The sequence below is a fragment of the Priestia sp. 10L35 genome (genome assembly GCF_056395685.1).
On record NZ_JBFTKA010000001.1, the window covers coordinates 451,709 to 474,782 of the forward strand.

General features: G+C 39.8%; 21 protein-coding genes. 20 read left to right on the plus strand and 1 reads right to left on the minus strand.

Annotated elements, in window-relative coordinates:
- Positions 1 to 9 precede the first annotated feature (9 nt).
- The 11 genes from AC1DEF_RS02325 to AC1DEF_RS02375 all read left to right on the plus strand — a co-directional run bounded on the left by AC1DEF_RS02325 (position 10) and on the right by AC1DEF_RS02375 (position 12,575).
- Complete coding sequence (locus AC1DEF_RS02325) at positions 10 to 993, plus strand: alpha-ketoacid dehydrogenase subunit beta (RefSeq protein WP_097824582.1); 984 nt, start codon at positions 10 to 12, stop codon at positions 991 to 993.
- 15 nt (positions 994 to 1,008) lie between these two features.
- Complete coding sequence (locus AC1DEF_RS02330) at positions 1,009 to 2,268, plus strand: dihydrolipoamide acetyltransferase family protein (RefSeq protein WP_097824581.1); 1,260 nt, start codon at positions 1,009 to 1,011, stop codon at positions 2,266 to 2,268.
- A gap of 260 nt (positions 2,269 to 2,528) precedes the next feature.
- On the plus strand, positions 2,529 to 4,565 hold the full coding sequence (locus tag AC1DEF_RS02335) for an acyl-CoA mutase large subunit family protein (protein WP_097824580.1): 2,037 nt from the start codon (positions 2,529 to 2,531) through the stop codon (positions 4,563 to 4,565).
- On the plus strand, positions 4,558 to 6,708 hold the full coding sequence (gene scpA, locus AC1DEF_RS02340; protein WP_097824579.1) for a methylmalonyl-CoA mutase: 2,151 nt from the start codon (positions 4,558 to 4,560) through the stop codon (positions 6,706 to 6,708). Before AC1DEF_RS02335 ends, scpA begins: the two co-directional genes overlap by 8 nt.
- Before the next feature lie 16 nt (positions 6,709 to 6,724).
- On the plus strand, positions 6,725 to 7,720 hold the full coding sequence (gene meaB / locus AC1DEF_RS02345) for a methylmalonyl Co-A mutase-associated GTPase MeaB (protein ID WP_097824578.1): 996 nt from the start codon (positions 6,725 to 6,727) through the stop codon (positions 7,718 to 7,720).
- Positions 7,721 to 7,913: 193 nt separating this feature from the next.
- Positions 7,914 to 8,351, plus strand: coding sequence for a BrxA/BrxB family bacilliredoxin (locus tag AC1DEF_RS02350; protein ID WP_013059116.1), 438 nt, complete (start codon positions 7,914 to 7,916; stop codon positions 8,349 to 8,351).
- 281 nt (positions 8,352 to 8,632) lie between these two features.
- Entirely contained in the window at positions 8,633 to 9,436 is an 804-nt protein-coding gene (locus AC1DEF_RS02355) for a transporter substrate-binding domain-containing protein (protein ID WP_370506066.1), read from the plus strand.
- Between the two features lie 31 nt (positions 9,437 to 9,467).
- Positions 9,468 to 10,127 (plus strand): amino acid ABC transporter permease, encoded by a 660-nt coding sequence (locus tag AC1DEF_RS02360; RefSeq protein ID WP_013059114.1) that lies wholly within the window; start codon positions 9,468 to 9,470, stop codon positions 10,125 to 10,127.
- Positions 10,120 to 10,842, plus strand: coding sequence for an amino acid ABC transporter ATP-binding protein (locus AC1DEF_RS02365; protein WP_097824577.1), 723 nt, complete (start codon positions 10,120 to 10,122; stop codon positions 10,840 to 10,842). Before AC1DEF_RS02360 ends, AC1DEF_RS02365 begins: the two co-directional genes overlap by 8 nt.
- Before the next feature lie 159 nt (positions 10,843 to 11,001).
- The gene (locus AC1DEF_RS02370) at positions 11,002 to 11,952 is read left to right on the plus strand and encodes an aromatic acid exporter family protein (RefSeq protein ID WP_013059112.1); all 951 of its coding nucleotides are present in this window, start codon (positions 11,002 to 11,004) and stop codon (positions 11,950 to 11,952) included.
- 98 nt (positions 11,953 to 12,050) lie between these two features.
- Positions 12,051 to 12,575, plus strand: coding sequence for a L,D-transpeptidase (locus tag AC1DEF_RS02375; RefSeq protein ID WP_043976277.1), 525 nt, complete (start codon positions 12,051 to 12,053; stop codon positions 12,573 to 12,575).
- Positions 12,576 to 12,650: 75 nt separating this feature from the next.
- Here the strand turns inward: AC1DEF_RS02375 and prli42 are convergent, their stop codons facing one another.
- Entirely contained in the window at positions 12,651 to 12,746 is a 96-nt protein-coding gene (gene prli42 / locus AC1DEF_RS02380) for a stressosome-associated protein Prli42 (protein WP_149917156.1), read from the minus strand.
- Positions 12,747 to 12,896: 150 nt separating this feature from the next.
- Between prli42 and mce the strand changes: the two genes are divergently transcribed.
- From mce to AC1DEF_RS02425, 9 genes are all read left to right on the plus strand, one after another.
- On the plus strand, positions 12,897 to 13,322 hold the full coding sequence (gene mce / locus AC1DEF_RS02385; protein ID WP_028411573.1) for a methylmalonyl-CoA epimerase: 426 nt from the start codon (positions 12,897 to 12,899) through the stop codon (positions 13,320 to 13,322).
- Positions 13,315 to 14,865 (plus strand): acyl-CoA carboxylase subunit beta, encoded by a 1,551-nt coding sequence (locus tag AC1DEF_RS02390; protein WP_043976280.1) that lies wholly within the window; start codon positions 13,315 to 13,317, stop codon positions 14,863 to 14,865. The genes mce and AC1DEF_RS02390 overlap by 8 nt, the downstream gene beginning before the upstream one ends.
- Positions 14,866 to 14,890: 25 nt before the next feature.
- Positions 14,891 to 16,009 carry a tripeptidase T gene (locus AC1DEF_RS02395; RefSeq protein WP_097824576.1) on the plus strand — a complete coding sequence of 373 codons (1,119 nt, stop codon included), beginning with the start codon at positions 14,891 to 14,893 and terminating at the stop codon, positions 16,007 to 16,009.
- Between the two features lie 225 nt (positions 16,010 to 16,234).
- Positions 16,235 to 17,596 carry an NAD(P)-dependent oxidoreductase gene (locus tag AC1DEF_RS02400; protein WP_097824575.1) on the plus strand — a complete coding sequence of 454 codons (1,362 nt, stop codon included), beginning with the start codon at positions 16,235 to 16,237 and terminating at the stop codon, positions 17,594 to 17,596.
- A 21-nt stretch (positions 17,597 to 17,617) separates the two neighbouring features.
- Positions 17,618 to 18,898, plus strand: a complete 1,281-nt coding sequence (gene preA, locus AC1DEF_RS02405; protein WP_097824574.1) for an NAD-dependent dihydropyrimidine dehydrogenase subunit PreA — start codon at positions 17,618 to 17,620, stop codon at positions 18,896 to 18,898.
- 19 nt (positions 18,899 to 18,917) lie between these two features.
- Complete coding sequence (gene hydA / locus AC1DEF_RS02410) at positions 18,918 to 20,336, plus strand: dihydropyrimidinase (protein ID WP_097824573.1); 1,419 nt, start codon at positions 18,918 to 18,920, stop codon at positions 20,334 to 20,336.
- Positions 20,337 to 20,369: 33 nt separating this feature from the next.
- Complete coding sequence (locus AC1DEF_RS02415) at positions 20,370 to 20,582, plus strand: hypothetical protein (RefSeq protein ID WP_097824572.1); 213 nt, start codon at positions 20,370 to 20,372, stop codon at positions 20,580 to 20,582.
- 393 nt (positions 20,583 to 20,975) lie between these two features.
- Entirely contained in the window at positions 20,976 to 21,167 is a 192-nt protein-coding gene (locus AC1DEF_RS02420; RefSeq protein WP_013084957.1) for a hypothetical protein, read from the plus strand.
- A 139-nt stretch (positions 21,168 to 21,306) separates the two neighbouring features.
- On the plus strand, positions 21,307 to 22,938 hold the full coding sequence (locus AC1DEF_RS02425; protein WP_097824571.1) for a PucR family transcriptional regulator: 1,632 nt from the start codon (positions 21,307 to 21,309) through the stop codon (positions 22,936 to 22,938).
- Positions 22,939 to 23,074 lie beyond the last annotated feature (136 nt).

Consider the following 23,074-nt stretch of genomic DNA (forward strand, 5'->3'; position numbering starts at 1 on the left):
GGAGAACATATGCCGGTTATTTCATATATTGATGCAGTAACAATGGCCATTCGTGAAGAAATGGAAAGAGATTCCCGCGTGTTTGTATTAGGAGAAGACGTAGGGAAAAAAGGCGGCGTATTTAAAGCAACCAACGGACTATACGAACAGTTCGGGGAAGAAAGAGTCATTGACACGCCTCTTGCAGAGTCTGCTATTGCAGGGGTAGGAATCGGAGCGGCAATGTACGGCATGCGTCCGATTGCTGAAATGCAATTTGCTGATTTTATTATGCCCGCAGTCAATCAAATTGTGTCAGAAGCAGCGAAAATTCGCTATCGTTCTAATAATGATTGGAGTTGTCCAATTACAATTCGAGCTCCTTACGGCGGCGGAGTTCACGGTGCTCTTTATCATTCTCAATCTGTTGAAGCACTATTTGCCAATACGCCAGGGTTAAAGATTGTGATGCCTTCTACGCCTTATGACGTAAAGGGATTATTAAAAGCAGCTATTCGTGATGATGATCCAGTTCTTTTCTTTGAGCATAAGCGTGCGTATCGTTTGATTAAAGGAGAAGTCCCTGAAGATGATTATGTACTTCCGATTGGCAAAGCAGATGTAAAGAGAGAAGGAGACGACATCACGGTTATTACATATGGTCTTTGTGTACACTTTGCTCTTCAAGCTGCTGAAAAACTGGAAGCAGACGGTATTTCAGCACACATCTTAGATTTAAGAACGGTCTATCCGCTTGATAAAGAAGCTATTATTGAAGCAGCATCTAAAACAGGTAAAGTACTGCTTTTAACGGAAGACAACAAAGAAGGCAGCATCATGAGCGAAGTAGCAGCTATTATTGCTGAACACTGCTTATTCGATTTAGATGCGCCAATTAAGCGCCTTGCTGGCCCTGATGTTCCAGCTATGCCGTATGCACCAACAATGGAAAAATATTTTATGGTCAATCCAGATAAAGTAGAAAAAGCAATGAGAGAATTAGCTCAATTTTAAAAGGAGTTGTATCAATTGGCTATTGAAAAAATTACGATGCCGCAGCTCGGTGAAAGTGTAACAGAAGGTACAATTAGCAAATGGCTCGTTTCTGTTGGAGATCACGTAAATAAGTACGACCCGTTAGCTGAAGTCATGACGGATAAAGTAAATGCTGAAGTGCCTTCTTCTTTTAGTGGAACAATTAAAGAGTTAATTGTAGCTGAAGATGATACTTTGCCTGTAGGAGAAGTGATTTGTTTAATTGAAGTAGAAGGAACTGTACCTCAAAAAGAACAGAAAACGTCTGATAAGACTGTAGAAGAATCAGCGTCAAAAACAGCGGACAGTCAATCCAATAAAAGTCGATACTCTCCAGCTGTTATGCGTCTGTCACAAGAGCATAATATTAATTTAGATACCGTGACAGGAACAGGGGCGGGCGGCCGCATTACGAGAAAAGATATTTTAGCTGTTATTGAAAAAGGCGGAGCTGCTGAAGTGAAAGAAACACCTGCATCAACAGTTCAGCCAGAAGCACCTGTAGCGGCAGCTGCTCCAAAAACGCAGCAGCCCGCGCCGGTTGTGTCTGCAGCAGGAGATCAAGAAATCCCTGTTACAGGCGTGCGTAAAGCTATTGCAGCAAATATGCTTCGCAGCAAGCACGAAATTCCGCATGCATGGACAATGGTTGAAGTTGATGTAACGAACTTAGTTTCTTATCGTGATGCATTAAAGACGGACTTCAAACAAAAAGAAGGTTTTAACTTAACGTATTTTGCGTTCTTCGTAAAAGCAGTGGCTCAAGCTTTAAAAGAATTCCCTCAAATGAATTCAATGTGGGCAGGAGACCGTATTGTTCAGAAAAAGGACATTAATGTATCGATTGCTGTTGCAACAGACGATGCTTTATTTGTGCCGGTTATTAAACAAGCCGATGAAAAGACAATCAAAGGCATTGCGCGTGAAATTACAGAGCTCGCGCAAAAAGTTCGTACGGGTTCATTGAAGTCTGAAGACATGCAGGGCGGAACGTTTACTGTTAACAACACTGGATCATTTGGTTCCGTTCAATCAATGGGGATTATTAATTACCCGCAAGCGGCTATTTTACAAGTAGAATCTATTGTAAAACGTCCGGTTATTATTGATAACATGATTGCTGTTCGAGATATGGTTAACTTATGTTTATCACTTGATCACCGCGTGTTAGACGGCTTGGTGTGCGGCAGATTCTTGGCAAGAGTTAAAGAGATTTTAGAATCTACTTCTAAAGAGAATACGTCCGTCTATTAAAACAGAGGCTGACACAAAAATATTTTAGCTGAAGGAAGATCCGAACGATGAATTGAGATTCTTGAAAGAGAATCCAACTCGTTCGGATTTTTTTATGGTGATGGTAAACGTAGGTTAATTATGTCCCGGTCCCTTTTTATTTTGAAGCAATGATTGAACAATTTGTAAAAGATGTATTAAAATAAAAGAAGAATCATCAAACTTCAAAGTGTAATCATCTCGGTTTAGCAGGCAGCTATTAACTGTAAAGGGGCATGGAAATGAAAACAAATACATTATCATTTCATGAATTTACACGTACACCTAAAGAAGATTGGGCACAGGAAGTTAGCAAAAATACCGCGACCTCTTCAAAAGAAACGTTGGAAAACATCTTTTTGAAACCGCTTTATTTCGAAAGTGATACGGCACATTTAGACTACTTACAGCAGAGTCCGGCGGGAATAGATTGTTTAAGAGGAGCCGGTAAAGAATCATACATACTAGGGGAATGGGAAATCACCCAAAAAATCGACTTATCTTCTATTAAAGAAAGCAATAAACTTCTTTTACACAGTTTGAGAAATGGACAAAATACGGCCGCTTTTACGTGCAGTGAAGCAATGAGGCAAGGGAAAGACGTTGATGAAGCAACTGAAGCTGAAGTAGCATCAGGCGCTACAATTTCTACTTTAGAGGATGTTGCTCATTTGTTTCAGCATGTAGCTCTTGAAGCGGTGCCTTTATTTTTAAATACGGGATGTACTTCCGTTCCGCTTCTTTCGTTTCTAAAAGCATACTGTGCTGATCATAACTTTAATATGAGACAGCTAAAAGGAACGGTTGGAATGGATCCGCTCGGCACCCTTGCTGAATATGGAAGAGTTCCACTTTCTACTCGAGATTTATACGATCATTTAGCTTACGCAACGCGTTTGGCTCACAGTAATGTTCCAGAGCTCAAAACGATCATTGTATCAAGCATTCCTTACCATAACAGCGGTGCAAACGCTGTTCAAGAACTAGCTTATATGCTTGCTACAGGGGTGCAGTATATTGATGAATGCATAAAACGCGGTTTGTCCTTACATCAAGTTTTACCTCACATGACCTTTTCTTTTTCAGTTAGCTCACATTTATTTATGGAAATATCCAAACTTCGTGCTTTTCGCATGCTTTGGGCAAATGTGGTTCGTGCTTTTGATGACACGGCCGTTTCAGTGCCGTTTATCCATACAGAAACGTCACATCTTACACAGTCTAAAGAAGACATGTATACAAATGCATTAAGGAGCACGGTTCAAGCATTTGCTTCTATTGTAGGAGGAGCGGATAGTCTGCATATTGAGCCATATGATTCCGTCACATCTTCATCTTCTCAGTTCGCTCATCGCCTTGCCCGTAACACTCACTTAATTTTGCAGCACGAAACACATATATCAAAAGTAATGGATCCTGCCGGAGGCTCTTGGTACGTTGAAGCCTACACACATGAATTAATGACAAAAGCTTGGGAGTTATTTGGAAACATTGAAGACCACGGCGGAATGGAAGAAGCTTTAAAACAAGGGCGAATTCAAGATGAAGTTGAACAAATGAAAGTAAAAAGACAAGAGAATATAGAGTGCCGAATTGAGCGCTTGATCGGAGTCACACACTATGCTCCTAAGCAACAGGATGTATCTCAAGGGATAAAAAGCACGCCGTTTAGAAAAGAAGAAATAAAAATGGATAAATACAGTGATCAGAACACTTCGGAATTTTCATCAAATCTTTCCCTAGAGGATTATACAAAGCTAGCATCTAAAGGGGTAACAGCAGGGTGGATGCTAAAACAAATGGCGAAGCAGACACAGCCTGACAGTGTTGTGCCGCTCACTAAGTGGAGAGCAGCAGAGAAGTTTGAAAAAATACGGGTTTATACAAAGGGAATGAGCATTGGCATTATGGAGCTCACCGATCCTAACAGCCGTAAAAAAGCTGAGATTGCCCGGTCTTTATTTGAAAGTGCAGGCTTTGCGTGTGAAACAATTAAAAACATAGATTCCTATGTCGAGATAGCAGATTGGATGAATGAACAAAAGCACGAAGCATATGTGATCTGTGGAAGTGATGAACTTGTGGAAAAGCTCTTAACAAAAGCGATGACGTATTTTGAGGAAGATTCCGTTTATGTGTACGTAGTAGGGGAAGAACATGTATCACGCAAAACGCAGTGGCAGCAAAAAGGTGTAATGAGCGTCATACATCCTAAGACGAATGTTATTCAATGCGTTAAGAAGTTATTATGTGCTTTGGAGGTAGAAGTTCATGTATAAAAAGCCTTCTTTTTCTAATATTCCATTATCATTTTCAAAGCAGCAAAGGGAAGATGACGTGACTCAAAGTTCATTCACTGCTTTTCAAACAAATGAACAAATTGAATTAAAATCAGTATATACAAAAAAAGACAGAGATAGCCTCGATTTTATTCACTTTGCACCTGGTGTCCCACCGTTTGTGAGAGGACCGTATGCAACGATGTATGTGAATCGGCCTTGGACTATTAGGCAGTATGCAGGATACTCAACGGCGGAGGAAAGCAATGCCTTTTACCGCCGAAACCTAGCTGCTGGACAGAAAGGGCTGTCTGTTGCTTTTGATCTTGCTACCCACCGCGGCTACGACTCTGATCATCCAAGAGTTGTTGGAGATGTAGGGAAAGCAGGTGTGGCAATTGATTCAATGATAGATATGAAGCAGCTGTTTGAAGGGATTCCGCTTGATCAAATGTCCGTGTCGATGACAATGAACGGGGCGGTGCTTCCTATTTTAGCTTTCTACATCGTAACAGCTGAAGAACAAGGCGTAAAAAAAGAAAAGCTGGCTGGAACGATTCAAAATGATATTTTAAAAGAATATATGGTGCGCAATACGTATATTTATCCTCCTGAGATGTCAATGCGAATCATTGCGGATATTTTTAAATATACAGCGGAGTACATGCCGAAATTTAACAGTATCAGTATATCAGGCTATCATATGCAAGAAGCAGGTGCTCCAGCAGACTTAGAGCTTGCTTATACGCTTGCAGATGGACTTGAATATGTACGAACCGGCTTGAAAGCGGGAATTACAATTGACGCATTTGCTCCGAGGCTATCCTTTTTCTGGGCAATTGGAATGAACTATTTTATGGAAGTAGCGAAAATGAGAGCAGGGAGGCTGCTGTGGGCAAAATTAATGAAGCAGTTTGAGCCGGATAACCCTAAATCTCTAGCTCTTAGAACGCATTCTCAAACGTCCGGATGGAGCTTAACGGAGCAGGATCCATTTAATAATGTTATTAGAACATGCGTCGAAGCTCTGGCTGCAGTATCAGGACATACGCAGTCGCTTCATACAAACGCACTGGATGAAGCGATTGCTCTTCCAACTGATTTTTCAGCTAGAATTGCCCGAAATACGCAGCTTTATTTACAAAATGAAACGGAGATTTGTTCCGTTATTGATCCTTGGGGAGGCTCTTATTATGTGGAATCATTAACGAATGAATTAATGATAAAAGCGTGGAAGCACCTTGAAGAAATAGAGCAGCTCGGCGGAATGACAAAAGCAATAGAAGCAGGCGTACCTAAAATGAAGATAGAAGAAGCCGCTGCGCGCAGACAAGCAAGAATAGACTCGCAGGCAGAAATTATTGTAGGTGTGAATCAGTTTCAGCCGGAGCAAGAAGAACCGCTTGATATTCTTGATATTGATAACACAGCAGTTCGAATGAAGCAGCTGGAAAAGTTAAAGAAAATACGCAGTGAACGTAACGAACAAGCGGTAATCGAAGCGCTTAATCGACTGACCAATTGTGCCAAAACAGGTGAAGGGAATCTCCTTGCTTTTGCGGTTGAAGCTGCGAGAGCTAGAGCTACACTAGGTGAAATTTCAGAAGCTATTGAGAAAGTGGCTGGAAGACATCAGGCTACTTCTAAGTCAGTCAGCGGGATATACAGTGCGGAGTTTGTACATCGAGATCAAATCGAAGAAGTTCGAAAGCTCACGGCTGAATTTTTAGAGGAAGAAGGAAGACGCCCAAGAATTTTAGTCGCAAAAATGGGGCAAGACGGGCATGACAGAGGATCGAAAGTCATTTCAACAGCCTTTGCTGATCTTGGATTTGATGTTGATATCGGTCCTTTATTTCAAACGCCTCAAGAAACAGCAAGGCAAGCTGTAGAAAACGACGTACATGTGATTGGCATAAGTTCTTTGGCAGCCGGGCATAAAACGTTACTGCCGCAGCTTGTTGATGAGTTAAAGAAATTAGAGCGCGACGATATCGTTGTTATTGTCGGAGGCGTTATTCCTAAACAAGACTACTCATTTCTTTTAGAACACGGGGCTTCTGCAATCTTTGGACCTGGAACAGTAATCCCAAAAGCGGCCGTTTCCGTTTTATATGAAATAAAGAAACGGTTAGAAGAATAGTTGGTGAAGACAATTGGTGAAATTAAAAACGGTACAAGATTATAAACAAGGGCTGCTTGAAGGAAAAAGAACAGCGTTAGCTCAAGCTATTACTTTAATTGAAAGTAAAGCGCCCAAGCATAAAGTAATAGCACAACAGCTGATTAAAGAAATCTATCCTCATACGGGGCATTCAGTGCGCATCGGTTTTACAGGCGTACCCGGAGCAGGAAAAAGTACGCTGATTGACAAATTTGGGTCGTACCTATGCAAAAATGGCCATTCCGTTGCAGTTTTGGCAGTCGATCCAAGCAGTACCTTGTCTGGAGGAAGTATTTTAGGAGATAAAACGAGAATGGAGCTTCTTACCAAACAAGAGAACGCTTTTGTCCGTCCTTCACCTTCTCAAGGAACGCTTGGAGGTGTTCATCTTAAAACGAGAGAAGCCATTTTTCTTTGTGAAGCGGCTGGGTATAACATCATATTTGTCGAAACGATGGGCGTTGGCCAAGGTGAAATGATTGTAAAAGAGATGGTAGACTTCTTTGTTCTGCTTGCTTTAACCGGAGCAGGAGATGATTTGCAAGGAATTAAAAAAGGGCTGCTTGAATGGGTTAATTTGATTTGTGTAAATAAAGCAGACGGGGATAACCGGCTAAAAGCAGAAGTGACTGCAAAAGAATACGAAAGCGTCATCGGTTTCCTTCACGGTCATTCTGAAGGGTGGAACCCACAGGTCATCACAACTTCTGCTTATGAAGAAGCATCATTTCAAGACTTGTGGAAAATAATTTGTAACTATAAGGAATGGATGAATAAAAATGATCTGTTTTATACAGTAAGACAAAAGCAAATGAAGGCATGGTTACAAGCAAGTGTTAATGAATATTTACAAGAATCATTTTATGAACATCCTTTAGTTAAGCAAACGTTAGGGGATGTTGAAAAACAAATGATGACGGGAGATGTCACAATGGCTGAAGCTCTCGAACACTTAATTAAAACCTACCAGCAGGCGATGAAGGAAATATAAAAAAGGATCCTGCATTTTATGCGGATCCTTCTACACTAGGGAGTTAAGAGTATGGTTTTCTAGCTGTGAAAATAGTATCACCATTTCTTTTCTTGTTTAATCTTGATTACCAAGAAAAAATGAGTCAAAGCAATCGCCTTTTTAGTTTTCGTTTGCTATGATAAAGAATAGATAGCAAAAGGGAGGTATGAAAATGAATATCGATTTTAACTTGTTTATGAACGACGTTGTTCGTCAAGCCCGTAAAGAAATTACAGCTGCTGGTTATACAGAATTAACGACGGCTGAAGCGGTAGATGAAACGTTTAAAAAGCCTGGTACAACGCTTGTAATGGTGAATTCAGTCTGTGGTTGTGCAGGAGGTATTGCAAGACCTGCTGCAGCGCACGCTGTACATTATGATAAACGTCCAACAAACTTGGTTACAGTATTTGCTGGGCAAGATAAAGAAGCAACTGCACGTGCACGCGAATACTTTGAAGGTTATCCGCCTTCATCTCCATCTTTCGCCTTATTAAAAGACGGAAAAATTATCACAATGGTAGAGCGTCACGAAATTGAAGGCCATGAGCCAATGTCAGTTGTGATGAAGCTGCAAGAAGCATTCGAACAGCACTGTGAAGAAGTGTAAGAGAGAAGCCGTTTTGAACGGCTTCTTTTTTTATGCGTTTTTTTACCTATCTGTATGCAGGCTTTCTAACGAGTGGAAAATGTTGAGAAAAGGTATTTTCAAATAGTGAAACTTATATTTAAAAAAGATATTGCATATTTATAATGTTGTGTTAAAATACATTTATATGAATATATATTTAAATTTCGACATTTACTTGCAATAGCAAAAAACTTATTTCATAATATTATTAATTTTTAAAAAATAATGTAAGGAATAAACTAGGGGGAACGAAGATGAAATTGAAGAAGTGGTTATCGGTAACGGCAATTGGTCTTTTAACAGCAGGCGTTTTAGCTGCATGCGGAGCAGGAGAAGGAACGTCTAATGGCGGAGCAAGCAGCGACGACAAAGATAAAAAAGTACTAGTAATGGGAACATCAGCAGATTACCCACCATTTGAATATATTGATACGGCAAAAGGTGATAGTGAAGCAATCGGATTTGACGTAGATTTAGCAAAAACAATCGGTAAAAAGTTAGGCTATGACGTACAGGTGAAGGATATGGAATTTGGCGGATTAATTCCAGCTTTACAATCTAATAAAGTCGATTTAGTTTTAGCTGGTATGACGCCAACTGAAAAGCGTAAAAAGAACGTGGACTTCTCAGACGTATATTATGAAGCAAAAAACATGATTGTATCGAAGAAAGATGCGCCAATTAAAAATGCAGAAGAACTAAAAGGAAAAACAGTCGGTGTACAAACTTCTTCTATTCAAGCAGACGAAGCAAAAGAAATTGCAAAAGAAGTTGACGGAGTAAATGTAACAACGCGTGACCGTATTCCAGAACTAATTCAAGAAATGAAATCAAATCGTATCGATGCAGCGATTATTGAAGATACAGTAGCTAAAGGATATGTGAATAAAGACAAAAGCTTGCAAATGTCTGATACAGGGCGTCCAGATTCAAGTAAAGGATCAGCAATCGCATTTCCTAAAGACAGCAAGCTAACGAATGACTTTAACCGTGAATTAAAGAAAATGAAAGAAAACGGTGAATTAGATAAATTAATCGTTAAGTGGTTTGACAACCAAAAATAAGAATGATAGTTAGAGAGGAATGGAACTAGGCATGAATTTGGATTTTTCGCAAATCGTGCCTTCTATGCCTTATATTTTAAAAGGGATAGGGGTAACGATACAGATAGTCCTAGCTTCAGCAATTTTAGGGTTTGTGCTGGGAGTTATTTTATCTTTATGTAAAATCAGCCGCAATAAACCTCTTCAATGGTTTGCGGATGCATATACGTCCGTGTTTCGCGGAACACCGCTAGTACTGCAATTATTATTAATATACTTTGGATTACCTCAGCTGCTCGGGTTTGATATTGCCCCGTTTCCAGCGGCCGTTGCTGCGTTCGGGCTAAACTCTGCAGCATATATATCTGAAATTATTCGCGCTGGTATTTTAGCTGTTGATAAAGGACAGCGTGAAGCGGCATTAGCGTTAGGAATTCCTTATCGCCGCATGATGGGACAAATTATTTTGCCACAGGCACTTAAAAATATTTTACCTGCTTTAATGAATGAGTTCATTACATTAACAAAGGAATCAGCTATCGTTACAGTTATCGGAGCACTCGACATTATGCGACGTGCTTACATTGTAGGTGGAGAAAAATTCGCCTACCTTGAACCGTTAATTTTTGCAGGGTTGATTTATTATGTAATGGTAATGGGCTTAACGCTCCTTGGTAAAGCAGTCGAGAGGAGAATGAGAAAAGGTGATTAATGTTGAAAATCTACACAAATCATTTGGTAAAAATGAAGTTTTAAAAGGTATTTCAACTACGATTAAAGAAAAAGAAGTCGTGGCTGTTATTGGCCCTTCTGGTTCTGGTAAATCTACTTTTTTACGCTGTATGAACCTGCTTGAAGAACCGACGAGCGGAGTCGTTTCAATTAACGGTCAAGTGATTACAGATAAAAAAACAAACATTATGCGTGTGCGTGAAAACGTAGGAATGGTATTTCAGCATTTTCACTTGTTTCCACATATGACAGTGCTTGAAAATTTGACGTATGCTCCGATGACGGTAAAAGGCGTGTCAAGAGAAACGGCTGTTGCTAAAGGCAAAGAATTACTCCAAAAAGTGGGACTTTCTCAAAAAGCCAACGAGTTTCCAAGTCGCTTATCGGGTGGTCAAAAGCAGCGTGTAGCTATTGCCAGAGCACTGGCAATGGAGCCGAAAGTGATGCTGTTTGACGAACCAACATCAGCATTGGATCCAGAGATGGTAAAAGAAGTACTAGATGTAATGAAGTCGCTAACAGAAACAGGAATGACGATGGTCATTGTAACGCATGAAATGGGATTTGCACGAGAAGTAGCGGATCGTGTGCTGTTTTTAGACGGCGGTGTTCTTGTTGAAGATGCGCCTCCGGCTGAATTTTTCTCAGCGCCTAAAAGCAAGCGTGCTAAAGATTTCTTAGAAAAGATTTTATAATAAAAAAGTGCAGGAAGAGTACGATCTTTTCTGCACTTTTTTTATTGGAATTTATACGGTAAAGCAAGATTTAAGGTTGTGTTATTTTTCTATTCGTGTTAATAAAGAATAGAGTATTTTATCACACTAAAAAGAAACCAACATGTAGGAGTCTAGAAAATGAAATTTAAAATTGGGTACCGGACAATTAAAACAGCCGTCGGTACATCACTGGCTATTATTATAGCTCAGTTCTTTCACCTCGAGTTTTTTGTATCAGCTGGAATTATCACCATTTTGTGCATTCAAAATTCAAAGAAAAAATCGTTGCGAAGTGCAAGCGATCGTTTTATTGCTTGTTCTTTATCCATTCTGTTTTCGTTTATATTCTTTGAAGGGATTGCTTATCATCCACTTGTTATAGGACTAATGCTGCTTTTGTTTATCCCGGTTACGGTTATATTCAAAGTTAATGCAGGCATTGTTACAAGCTCCGTTATTTTGCTTCATATTTACTCCAAAGGCAATATGACATGGGGAATCGTCTTTAATGAACTTGGCTTAATTGTAATTGGGATAGGTGTTGCCCTGCTTGTGAATTTATACATGCCAAGTTTAGATCAAGAGCTTCGCACGTATCAGCAAGAAATTGAAGAGAATTTCCGGTCGATGTTAAAAGAAATTGCCCTGTATCTCAGAACCAATGACAGCAGTTGGGACGGTAAGGAAATTGCAGATACGGTAAAAATTTTAGAAAAAGCAAAAAGCCTTGCGTTTCGTGATGTAGAAAATCATTTTGTGCGTGGGGAAAACTATTATTACCGCTATTTTAAAATTCGTGAAAAACAGCTTGAAATTATTGAGCGAACGCTTCCTCTCATTACCGCTATTGATTTGGTCGTAGAACAGCGCTACATGATTGCCGATTTCATTGAAGAATTAAGTCTATCCATCCACCCCGGTAATACAGCAAAATTATTTTTAGCCAAACTTCAGCATTTACGAGAAGCGTTTGCAGAGATGCCGCTTCCCAAAACGCGGGAAGAGTTTGAAGCGCGTGCCGATTTACTGCACGTAGTCAAAGAAATTGAACAATATTTGGTTATTAAACAAACCTTAAAAATAAGTTAAACAGTATGCATGTTGTTTATCTTGCTTACGAACACTAAACAAGACAAGAGATATCTCTCTTGTCTTTTATTTAGGACTAACGTAAGGTGGTGGATTACGTGCATGTGTTTGCTTTTATCCTTTTACTACTATCTCCGGTTTGGCCATTAGGAGAAACTCCGTTGCCAAATGATCCTTATATTATTATTAATAAACAAAGCAATGAGCTTGCTTATATTCAAAATAAAGAAATTAAACAAATTATTAAAGTAGCAACGGGGAAAACAGTTAATCTGACGCCCGAAGGGGAGTTCACGGTAACAGTAAAAGCTGTTAATCCTTATTATCGGAGAAGTAATATTGAAGGAGGCGCTCCTCAAAATCCTCTAGGTGTAAGGTGGATTGGGTTTGATGCAAGAGAGACTGACGGACGTATTTATGGCATTCATGGTACAAATCAGCCGGATTCCATCGGTAAATATGTATCGAATGGCTGTATTCGCGTAGAAAATCGTGAAGTAAGCCATTTATATGATCAAGTCCCGTTAGGTACAAAAGTATGGATTGTATCTACAGATCAATCTTTTGAAGAGTTAGCCGCTCAAAAAGGCATTGTGAATATACAGCAAAAGACTGGTGACTAGTCACCAGTCTTTTTTATATGTTTGCATTGCACAAAGAAGCAGCAGCGCATCTATGTTTTTAGTCATCAGTCTCGATTAAAACCACATGGCAAGTCCCGCTAAAAGCGTAGATATTAACATGACAAGAAGCATTAAAAACACAATGGTTTTTTGGATTTTCTTATTAGACATACAACCAAAGTCCTCCTACACGTTTTTTTCCTATTTTACATGTCTTCCGCTGCTTAGACAAGCAACTTTCTGTAGATACGCGAGCAGGAGATTTCTTTTGTTTTCAAGAATATGTGTAAATGAAAACGCTTTTTTAAAAGAGGTGAGAAAGTGATAAAAGGAATTGATCACATAGGAATAGCTGTAAAATCAATTGAAGGCAGCCTCCCGTTTTATGAAAAGGTATTAGGACTGTCTCTATTAAAAGTAGAAGAAGTAGAAGAACAAGGCGTAAAAGTTGCTTTTATTCAGTGCGGCAACGTAAAAATTGAATTATTAGAGCCGCTCTTTGAAGACAGTGCGGTCGGTGCGTTTATCAAAAAGAGAGGTGAAGGTCTTCATCATGTTGCTTTAGGTGTGCGCACGATTGAAGAACGGATTAACGAGTTAAAGGAAAAGGGTGTGCAAATGATTGACGATGTTCCGCGCAAAGGCGCAGGGGAAGCATCCATTGCTTTTTTGCATCCAAAGTCAGCAAACGGTGTTCTTTATGAGCTCTGTGAAAAAACACTAGAGGAGGAGAAGAAACATGGTTGACATTTATGATAAATTAAATGAATTGTACGATAAGCGCCGAAAGATCGAGTTAGGCGGTGGAGACGAAAAAATTGAAAAACAGCACCATAAAGGAAAACTAACGGCACGCGAACGAATTGAAATTCTTTTGGATGAACATACATTTGTCGAATTAAATCCGTTTATTGAACATCGGTGTGCAGATTTCAGTATGAATAATCAAGTAGGACCAGGAGACGGGGTAGTAACAGGTTACGGCAAGGTAAACGGTCGCTCAGTCTATTTGTTTTCACAAGATTTTACAGTATTTGGAGGCGCGTTAGGTGAAATGCATGCTAAAAAAATTGCGCACGTAATGGACTTAGCGGCTAAAACAGGCGTACCGTTTATTGGGTTAAATGATTCAGGCGGGGCTCGTATTCAAGAGGGCGTCATGTCTCTCGATGGATACGGTCATATTTTTTATCGAAATGCCATTTATTCGGGTGTCATGCCTCAAATATCTGTTATTATGGGTCCTTGTGCAGGCGGGGCCGTTTACTCACCGGCGATTACGGACTTTGTTTTTATGGTAGAAGAAACAAGTCAAATGTTCATTACAGGACCAAAAGTAATTGAAACGGTAACGGGAGAAAGCATTTCCTCTGAAAATCTTGGAGGAGCAGCTGTTCATAACGAAATTAGCGGTAATGCCCATTTTAGAGGCGCAACAGAACAAGAGGTGCTAGAACAAGTACGAACGCTCTTAAGCTATCTTCCTCAGTCTAGCCAAGAGCAGCCTCCTTTAGCCTCAAAGGCAGAGTCTGATCATTATCGTCCGGATTTATTAGACGTTGTCCCGTTTGATGCCGTGCGCCCTTACGATGTGCGTCAAGTCATTCACCAAGTAGTGGACGAGCACTCATTTTTTGAAGTGCAAAAAGACTTTGCAAGAAATATTGTCATTGGTTTTGCCCGCATAGATGGAAAAGTTGTCGGACTTGTGTGTAACCAGCCTAAAGTAATGGCAGGCAGTTTAGATATTAACTCCTCAGATAAAGCAGCAAGGTTTATTCGATTTTGCGATTCATTTAATATCCCACTTATTACATTTGAAGATGTTACAGGTTTTTTCCCAGGTATCAAGCAGGAACATGGCGGAATTATACGTCATGGTGCTAAAATTTTATATGCATACTCCGAAGCTACCGTTCCGAAAATCACGGTGATTTTGCGAAAGGCGTACGGCGGTGCATACGTAGCTTTAAATAGTAAATCGATTGGAGCGGACCTTGTGTATTCGTGGCCCAATGCCGAAATCGCTGTTATGGGTCCTCAAGGTGCTGCAAATATTATCTTTGCAAACGACATTCGAGGCAGCGAAAACCCAGATGAAACAAGACATGAAAAAATTGAACAGTATCGCGAGAAATTTGCTAATCCTTACGTAGCGGCAAGCGCTGGAATGGTGGATGATGTTATTGATCCTCGGGAAACGCGAATAAAATTAATACAAGCGCTTGAAATGTTGCACAATAAAAAGGAAGAGCGTCCAGCAAAGAAACATGGTAACATACCATTGTAGGTTATTTTTGGAGGGATTACATATTATGATTAATGAACAACGAATCGTTGATTTATTTATTGAATTAGTACAAGTAGACTCAGAAACAAAGCATGAAGAAAAAATTGCTGTTGTACTAAAAGAAAAATTTACCGCATTAGGCGTCGAAGTAGTAGAAGATGATGCCAAAGAAAAAACGGGCCACGGAGCCAACAACTTAATCTGCACATTGCCAGCTACAAAAGAAGGCGTAGACACAATCTACTTTACTTCTCATATGGATACAGTCGTACCTGGAAACGGTATTAAACCATCTATTGAAGATGGCTATATTAAAAGTGACGGCACGACAATTCTTGGAGCGGATGATAAAGCAGGCTTAGCAGCAATGCTAGAAGCCATCACCGTATTAAAAGAAGAAAACATCGCGCACGGAAAAATTGAATTTATTATTACAGTAGGAGAAGAATCTGGCTTAGTGGGCGCTAAAGCTCTTGATTCTAACCTCGTAACGGCAAAATTCGGCTATGCTTTAGATAGCGATGGCAAAGTGGGAGACATTATCGTTGCTGCGCCGACACAAGCAAAAGTAAATGCAACAATTTATGGAAAAACAGCTCATGCAGGTGTAGCTCCTGAACGAGGCGTTTCTGCTATTACGATTGCTTCAAGAGCCATTTCTAAAATGCCGCTTGGACGTATTGATGAAGAGACTACAGCGAACATTGGACGTTTTGAAGGTGGAACGCAAACGAATATCGTGTGTGACCGCGTCTATATTTTAGCAGAAGCTCGTTCATTAATTCCAGAAAAAATGGAAGCACAAGTAGCGAAAATGAAAGAAGCGTTTGAAACAGCTGCACAAGAAATGGGCGGACGTGCAGAAGTTGATATTAAAGTGATGTATCCAGGCTTCAAATTTGGTGATGGAGATCATGTTGTCGAAGTTGCTAAAAAAGCCGTGGCTAATATCGATCGTCCTTCACGCCTGCTTCAAAGCGGAGGCGGAAGCGATGCAAATGTAATCGCAGGCTTTGATATCCCAACAGTAAATTTAGCAGTTGGTTATGAAGACATTCATACAACAAATGAAAAAATTCCGGTAGAAGAACTGGTGAAGACATCTGAACTAGTAGTGTCGATTATTAAAGAAGTAGCAAAATAATAGTTGCAGCCTTGCTTTTATATAAAAGCAAGGCTTTTTACATAGTGAATAGTAAATAGTCTGAATTTTTTAACATAATGTATAATGAAGAAAAGACGGTCGTTTTGTACAATAAAGTTAGTAATACATTTTACCAAAGTAGAAGTTGAGAATAACGTATATAAAAAATATGTAAGCGCTTTCAATTTGAGTTTTATCAACAGATATCCTTGGGAGGTTGATGCAATGCAGTCACAGGAAAGTTTGCAGTCCATCATTCAAAACTTTAATGAAGTAGAAAAAGGGTTGTCAAATAGAGAAGCGGTCGAAGAATCTAATCGATGTTTGTACTGTTATGATGCACCCTGTATTCAGGCATGCCCTACAGGAATTGACATCCCGACGTTTATTAAAAAAATTGCATCGGGCAATTTAAAGGGGTCTGCCGAAACGATTATGTCTTCTAATCCCGTAGGAGCAAGCTGTTCGAGAGTTTGTCCAACCGATGAACTATGTGAAGGAGCGTGTGTGCTTAACCACTCAACCAAACCAATTATGATTGGAGATTTGCAGCGCTACGCAACAGATTGGGCTATTCAAAATGAACAGGTGCTGTTTGAGAAAGGAAAAGCAAATGGCAAAAAGGTAGCAATTGTTGGGGGAGGTCCGGCTGGTCTCTCTGCAGCAAGAGAACTGGCCCGATTTGGGTATGACGTAACCATTTTTGAAGCGGAAAAACAAGCAGGAGGGTTAAATACATATGGAATCGTGTCGTTTCGTCTTCCTCAAGCGATTTCATTCTGGGAAGTTGAACAAGTGAAAAATTTAGATGTAAAAATTAAAACAAACGTAAGAATTGGAGAAGATATTCTTCCAAGCGAATTGCTGCAGTCGTATGACGCGGTTGTATTAGCTATTGGTATGAGCAAGGTGCCTTCTCTATATGTTGAAGGTGAAGAGCTAGACGGTGTGTATGATGCGATTGATTTTGTGAAAAAAACGAAGTCAGAAGCGTTATCAACAGAATTTGTGGGTAAGCGTGTTGCCGTCATTGGTGCGGGAAATACTGCGATTGATGGTGCTACGTGTTCCGTGCGCTTGGGGGCTGAAAATGTTCAAATTTTATACCGTCGTACACGAGAAGAAATGACGGCTTATGATTTTGAATTTGAATTTGCGAAACAAGATGGTGTTGAATTCCGCTGGTTAACGGCTCCTATACGAATTATTGGAGATGAAAATGGTAAGGTGAGCGGGATTGAATGTGTAAAAATGACGTTAACAGATCCAGATGCAGACGGCCGAAGAAAGCCTGTTCCTGTTGAAGGTTCAACGTTTACCATTCCAGTCGATGCTGTTGTTAAAGCAATTGGTCAAGAACGGTATCTGTCTTTGATTCAACAATTTCAGCTGCATCATGAAGACGGAGTTGTCATAATTAATCAAGAGACGTTTCAAACATCCAATCCAAAAGTATTTGCTTGTGGAGACGTTATTTTTGGTAAAGGGCAAGGAGAAGCAATGGTTGTGACCGCTGCTCAGCAAGGAAAACAAACGGCGTTAAATATTCATATGCAGTTAACAAAAGAAACAATGGAAACAGCTTAAAATCAGGAGGAGGAGAAATCTATGGCAGATTTAACAACAAATTTAGCAGGTATTCAATCACCAAATCCGTTTTGGCTGGCATCCGCACCGCCAACCAATTCAGGTTATCAAGTGCAGCGTGCATTTGAAGCAGGATGGGGAGGCGCAGTTTGGAAAACGCTTGGTGATCCGATTTTAAATGTTTCCTCACGATTTGCTGCCGTTGGCTTCAACGGTCAGCGCGTAGCCGGCTTTAATAATATTGAGTTAATCACCGATCGTCCTCTTGAAGTTAATTTGAAGGAAATCTATGAAACGAAAAAGAAGTTTCCTAACCACGCAATTATTGCCTCTCTTATGGTAGAGCCTCAGCAAGAAAAATGGCATGAAATTGTCAAAAAAGTAGAAGACGTAGGAGTGGATGGATTAGAGCTGAACTTTGGGTGTCCGCATGGAATGGCAGAACGAGGGATGGGTGCTGCCTCTGGGCAAGTCCCTGATTTGGTTGAAAAACAAACGTATTGGGCTAAAGAAGTTGCCCAAACGCCGGTCATTGTTAAATTAACCCCAAATATCACAGATATCACCGTTACAGCAGAAGCAGCGGTTCGAGGCGGTGCTGACGCTGTGAGCATGATTAACACTATTAATAGTTTAGCAGGAGTAGACATTCATTCATGGAATACGATTCCACACGTAGCAGGAAAAGGCGCTCACGGAGGTTATTGCGGCCCGGCTGTTAAGCCGATTGCATTAAACATGGTTGCTGAATGTGCAAGAAGTCCGTTTATTAACGTTCCAATATCAGGTATGGGAGGCGTTTCGAACTGGCAGGAAGCCGTCGAATTTATGCTCATGGGTGCTACAGGTGTGCAAGTATGTACAGCGGCTATGCATCACGGGTTCCGCATTGTAGAGGATATGATTCAAGGTCTCAATTATTATTTGGATGAAAGAGGAATTGAAAAAGTAAGTGACATTGTAGGGAAAGCCGTTTCAAAATATTCCGACTGGGGCAACTTAGATCTCAATTATAAAGTAGTGGCTCGCATCGATCCGGAGACGTGTATTAACTGCAATAAATGTCATATTTCTTGTGAAGATACTTCTCATCAATGTATTGATATGCTGAAAGACCCTTCAGGGAAATCTTATTTAAAAGTAAGAGAAGAAGATTGTGTAGGCTGTAATTTATGTTCGATTGTATGTCCGGTGGACGGGGCTATATCCATGGTTGAATTACCGAATGAACAGCCTCCAATGACGTGGAATGAACGCCAAGCTGCTTTACAAGCGACGGCTGCACAGCGATTAGACGTATAAATACAAAGGGGATGAAGAAATGAAGAAAATCGTTAAAAATGGTGTGGTAGTCACAGCAACAGATACGTATAAAGCCGATATTTTAATTAAAAATGGAGTTATTTCGGCAATTGGCTCGGCATTTGAAGAGCAGGGCTGTGAAGTGATTGATGCAAAGGGTAACTATATATTTCCAGGAGGCATCGATCCTCATACTCATTTAGATATGCCGTTTGGAGGCACAGTTACAAAAGATGACTTTGAAACAGGTACAAGAGCAGCAGCTTTTGGAGGCACGACAACTGTTATTGATTTTTGCTTAACCAATAAAGGCGAACCGCTGCAAAAAGCGATCGGCACATGGCATGAAAAATCGACAGGAAAAGCGGCTATCGATTATAGCTTTCATCTAATGATTGGAGAAATCACGGAAGATGTATTAAATGAGCTTCCTACGATTATTGAAAAAGAGGGAATTACTTCTTTTAAAGTGTTCATGGCCTATAAAAATGTTTTTCAAGCAGACGATGCTACCCTTTATCAAACGCTAGTGCAAGCTAAAAAACTAGGGGCGCTTGTGATGGTACATGCTGAAAATGGAGATGTTATTGAGTATTTAACGGCACAAGCACTAGAACAAGGACAAACTGATCCTATCTATCATGCACTGACTCGTCCTCCAGAAATAGAAGGAGAAGCTACGGGAAGAGCCGCGGTGCTAACGGAGCTGGCTGACTCACAGCTCTATGTTGTTCACGTTTCGTGCGCTGAAGCGGTTAAAAAGATTGCTGAAGCAAGGGAAAAAGGCGTAAATATCTGGGGCGAAACGTGTCCGCAATATTTGACGCTTGACCAAACCTATTTAGAAAAACCGAATTTTGAAGGAGCAAAGTACGTATGGTCGCCGCCTTTACGTGAAAAATGGAACCAAGATGTTTTGTGGAATGCTCTGCGTAATGGCGACTTGCAAACGATTGGATCAGATCAGTGTTCGTTTGATTTTAACGGTCAAAAAGATCTGGGAAAAGGAGATTTTACGAAAATTCCAAACGGAGGCCCTATTATCGAGGATCGCATGAGTATTTTATTTTCAGAAGGAGTAGTGAAGAAACGAATTAATATCAATCAGTTTGTAGATATAACATCAACAAAAATTGCTAAGCTGTTCGGACTGTACCCGAAAAAAGGAACAATAGCGGTTGGCGCAGACGCGGATCTGCTTATATTTGACCCTTCTGTTGAACGTACGATTTCAGCAAACACACATCATATGGCAGTCGATTATAGCGCATTTGAGGGAATGAAAGTCACGGGTGAGCCGGTTTCAGTACTTTGCCGCGGGGAATTTGTCGTAAAAGATAAGCAGTTTGTCGGTCAAAAAGGCTACGGACAATTTACAAAACGAGCAAAGTTTAATGAGTTAAACACGGCTAACGAAGCTGAAAAATTAATGTTATAAAAACAGATGAAGAAATAGATCGGGGGCAGGGAAATGTCAAGTTACCATGAATATATGGCAGAGCGAGAAAAGATTGATTTTTTGCTGCAAAAAGGATTTAAAATAACAGCCGTAATGGAGAATCTAAGCGGGGCATTTGTGACGTTTGAACGCATCGAAAATAACCAAACCGAACAAGAAACCCTTCATATATTGACGGCGGATGCTAGAAAATATTTTTCATCCGTACTGATTCAACAAGTATAAAAACGGAGGCCGGGACAAAATTATTTTAGCTGAAGGAAGATCCGAACGATGAATCGTTCGGATTTTTTTATTGCTAGGGTGAACGTAGGTTTCATGTACGTAGGTGCTTCTAGCTGTTGATTGGAATTTTAATTATGTTTCAATCTCTTTATTTGTTTACTAATCCCTATAAGTTTTTTACTATATTGTCTGACAAAAGTGATCCGTTTTTGTGTTTTTTTCGTTTTGGATGTGAAACAAAATAACTAGATATTATCCATTGACTGTATTACAGTTGTTACATTTCGTTTACATCGAAAGAGAAAAGGTTTAGTTATCTAGTAAATTGTAGTAAATATTATAGTAGAACGTTTTCAAACTAAATCTATTAAATACGAAAAGGGTGTGACACGGATGGATCAAGCTATGCAGTGTATGACACAGGAAGAAACAAAAATCATTGATAAATTAAAAATGGAAATGTTAAATGCAGTGTCACTACAAGATTTGCGTTTTTATAAAAAAGAAATTCATCGAATTAAAGAACAAGCGGTTAAACGCCAAGGTTTTTTTAATAAATTACAGCAAACAGCTCAGAAGCTGTAACGATCCATTATCGTTACAGCTTTTTTCGTTTCTTTCATTAAATATTTTATTTCTTCTAAATATTTAATATAATGTAAGAAGATATAGCTTTTGTTCTACACATATGCGAAATACGCGTTAATGATCCAGGAGACATGATGTGAAATTCGCTAGGGGCGGTGTTGACTTGAAATCATATTTAACAGTAACAGAGATTTTAACAAGGAAACATTTTGTAAACTGTGAAGTAATAGCTGGAGAGAAAGGGCTTACTAATTCTGTTAAGTGGGTGCACGTGATGGAAGTGACGCGCATTAATGAGCTGCTAAAAGGAAACGAGCTCATTTTATCAACAGGGGTAGGCTGGGGAGAAGATTCTCAATCTTGTTTATCATTTCTTCAGCAATTAATTTCTTGCAAGGCATCAGGACTGTGTATTGAACTTGGCACTTATACTTCTAAGATTCCGCAAATTGTAATTGATAAAGCGAACGAATGTGATTTTCCGATTATTTTATTTCACGAGGAAGTTCCGTTCGTTGAAATTACGCAAGATGTTCACTCGCTTTTAATTAATCAGCACTATCAAATGATTTCCGATTTAGAACAGTATTCTCATAGGCTAAATCAGCTGCTGTTAACAGTTAATGATCCGGCCCTCATCTTACAGTGTTTATATGAATCTACGGGGCTTCTTGTCGGCCTTAAAGTTTCAAATGAATTGTTTACCTTTGCTCCTGAGATGGACTTGCTCAAACAGCAGCTTCTACTTCATTATATAAGCAGGGAAAATGAAAGTCCGCATTTTACTGAGCAGCCTATTCATTTATTAGGACAAGATTATGCTCAGCTATATGTTGCTTCTATAAATGAAGCGTTAACAGAACTTGAAGTGCTCACCGTTGACCGAACGGCGACTGCACTTGCTCAGCATTTTTTGAAGGACCTGTATGTTGAAGAGAAAAAAAGAGTAGATGAAACCGAATGGATGACGAAATGGATGAACGGAGAGTTAACTCTTGAACAAATAAAAGACTCTATGCACGAAGTGTGTTCAGATTCGCCTATCCGCGGAGGTGTCGTTGTTTGCTGTAAGTGGCAAAAGCGGGAGAAGTTTGATCGAACATATTTTAAGCTGATCTTGCGAAGCATTTTTGAACAAGAAGGCTTTCACTTATTAGTCTCCGAGCGAAATCGGGAAGTATTATTTATTCTTTTGAACAAACGAATGGTTAGCACGTGGAGAGAGAGACTAGAAAACAGCCTTCATCGCTGGATGAATCAATATGAATCGGATGAAAATTCAAAGAGGAACGCCATTAGCTTTATCGGAATTGGCCAATACTGTGAACAGCTTGACTGCATGCATAAAAGCTATGAAACGGCTAAAGAAACGATTTCGATTCAAGAAATGCTGCAAAAACAAACCATTATTCATTTTTATGATGATTTGCATATGTACCGGATTATTTCGCTTTTACATCAGCATGAAGACCTACAGGAAGTGGTGTTTGAATATCTGCAGCCCGTTATTACATATGATGAAACGTATAATGCAAAACTCATGGAAACATTAAAAATTTATTTAGCATGCAACGGATCTAAACAAGAGACGGCTAAGCGTTTATACATTGTCCGGCAAACGCTGTATCACCGTATCGAAAAACTAGAAAAGCTGCTGGGTGAAGACTTTATGGAGCCGGAAAAACGACTGGCAATTGAGTTTATGATTATGGCATATGAATATTTGTTTATGATGAAAAAGTCGCGCGCGGAATTTATAAACGGATAAGTAAGCAGCTGGAAACAGCTGTTTTTTTATGTTGAGGATGATTTTACTATATGTTCATTTTAGTTCATGCTTTCTCCTAGTTCACTGCGCAAAATGTGAAACGAGAATCTAGAGTTGTTTCACATTTTGTCTAATG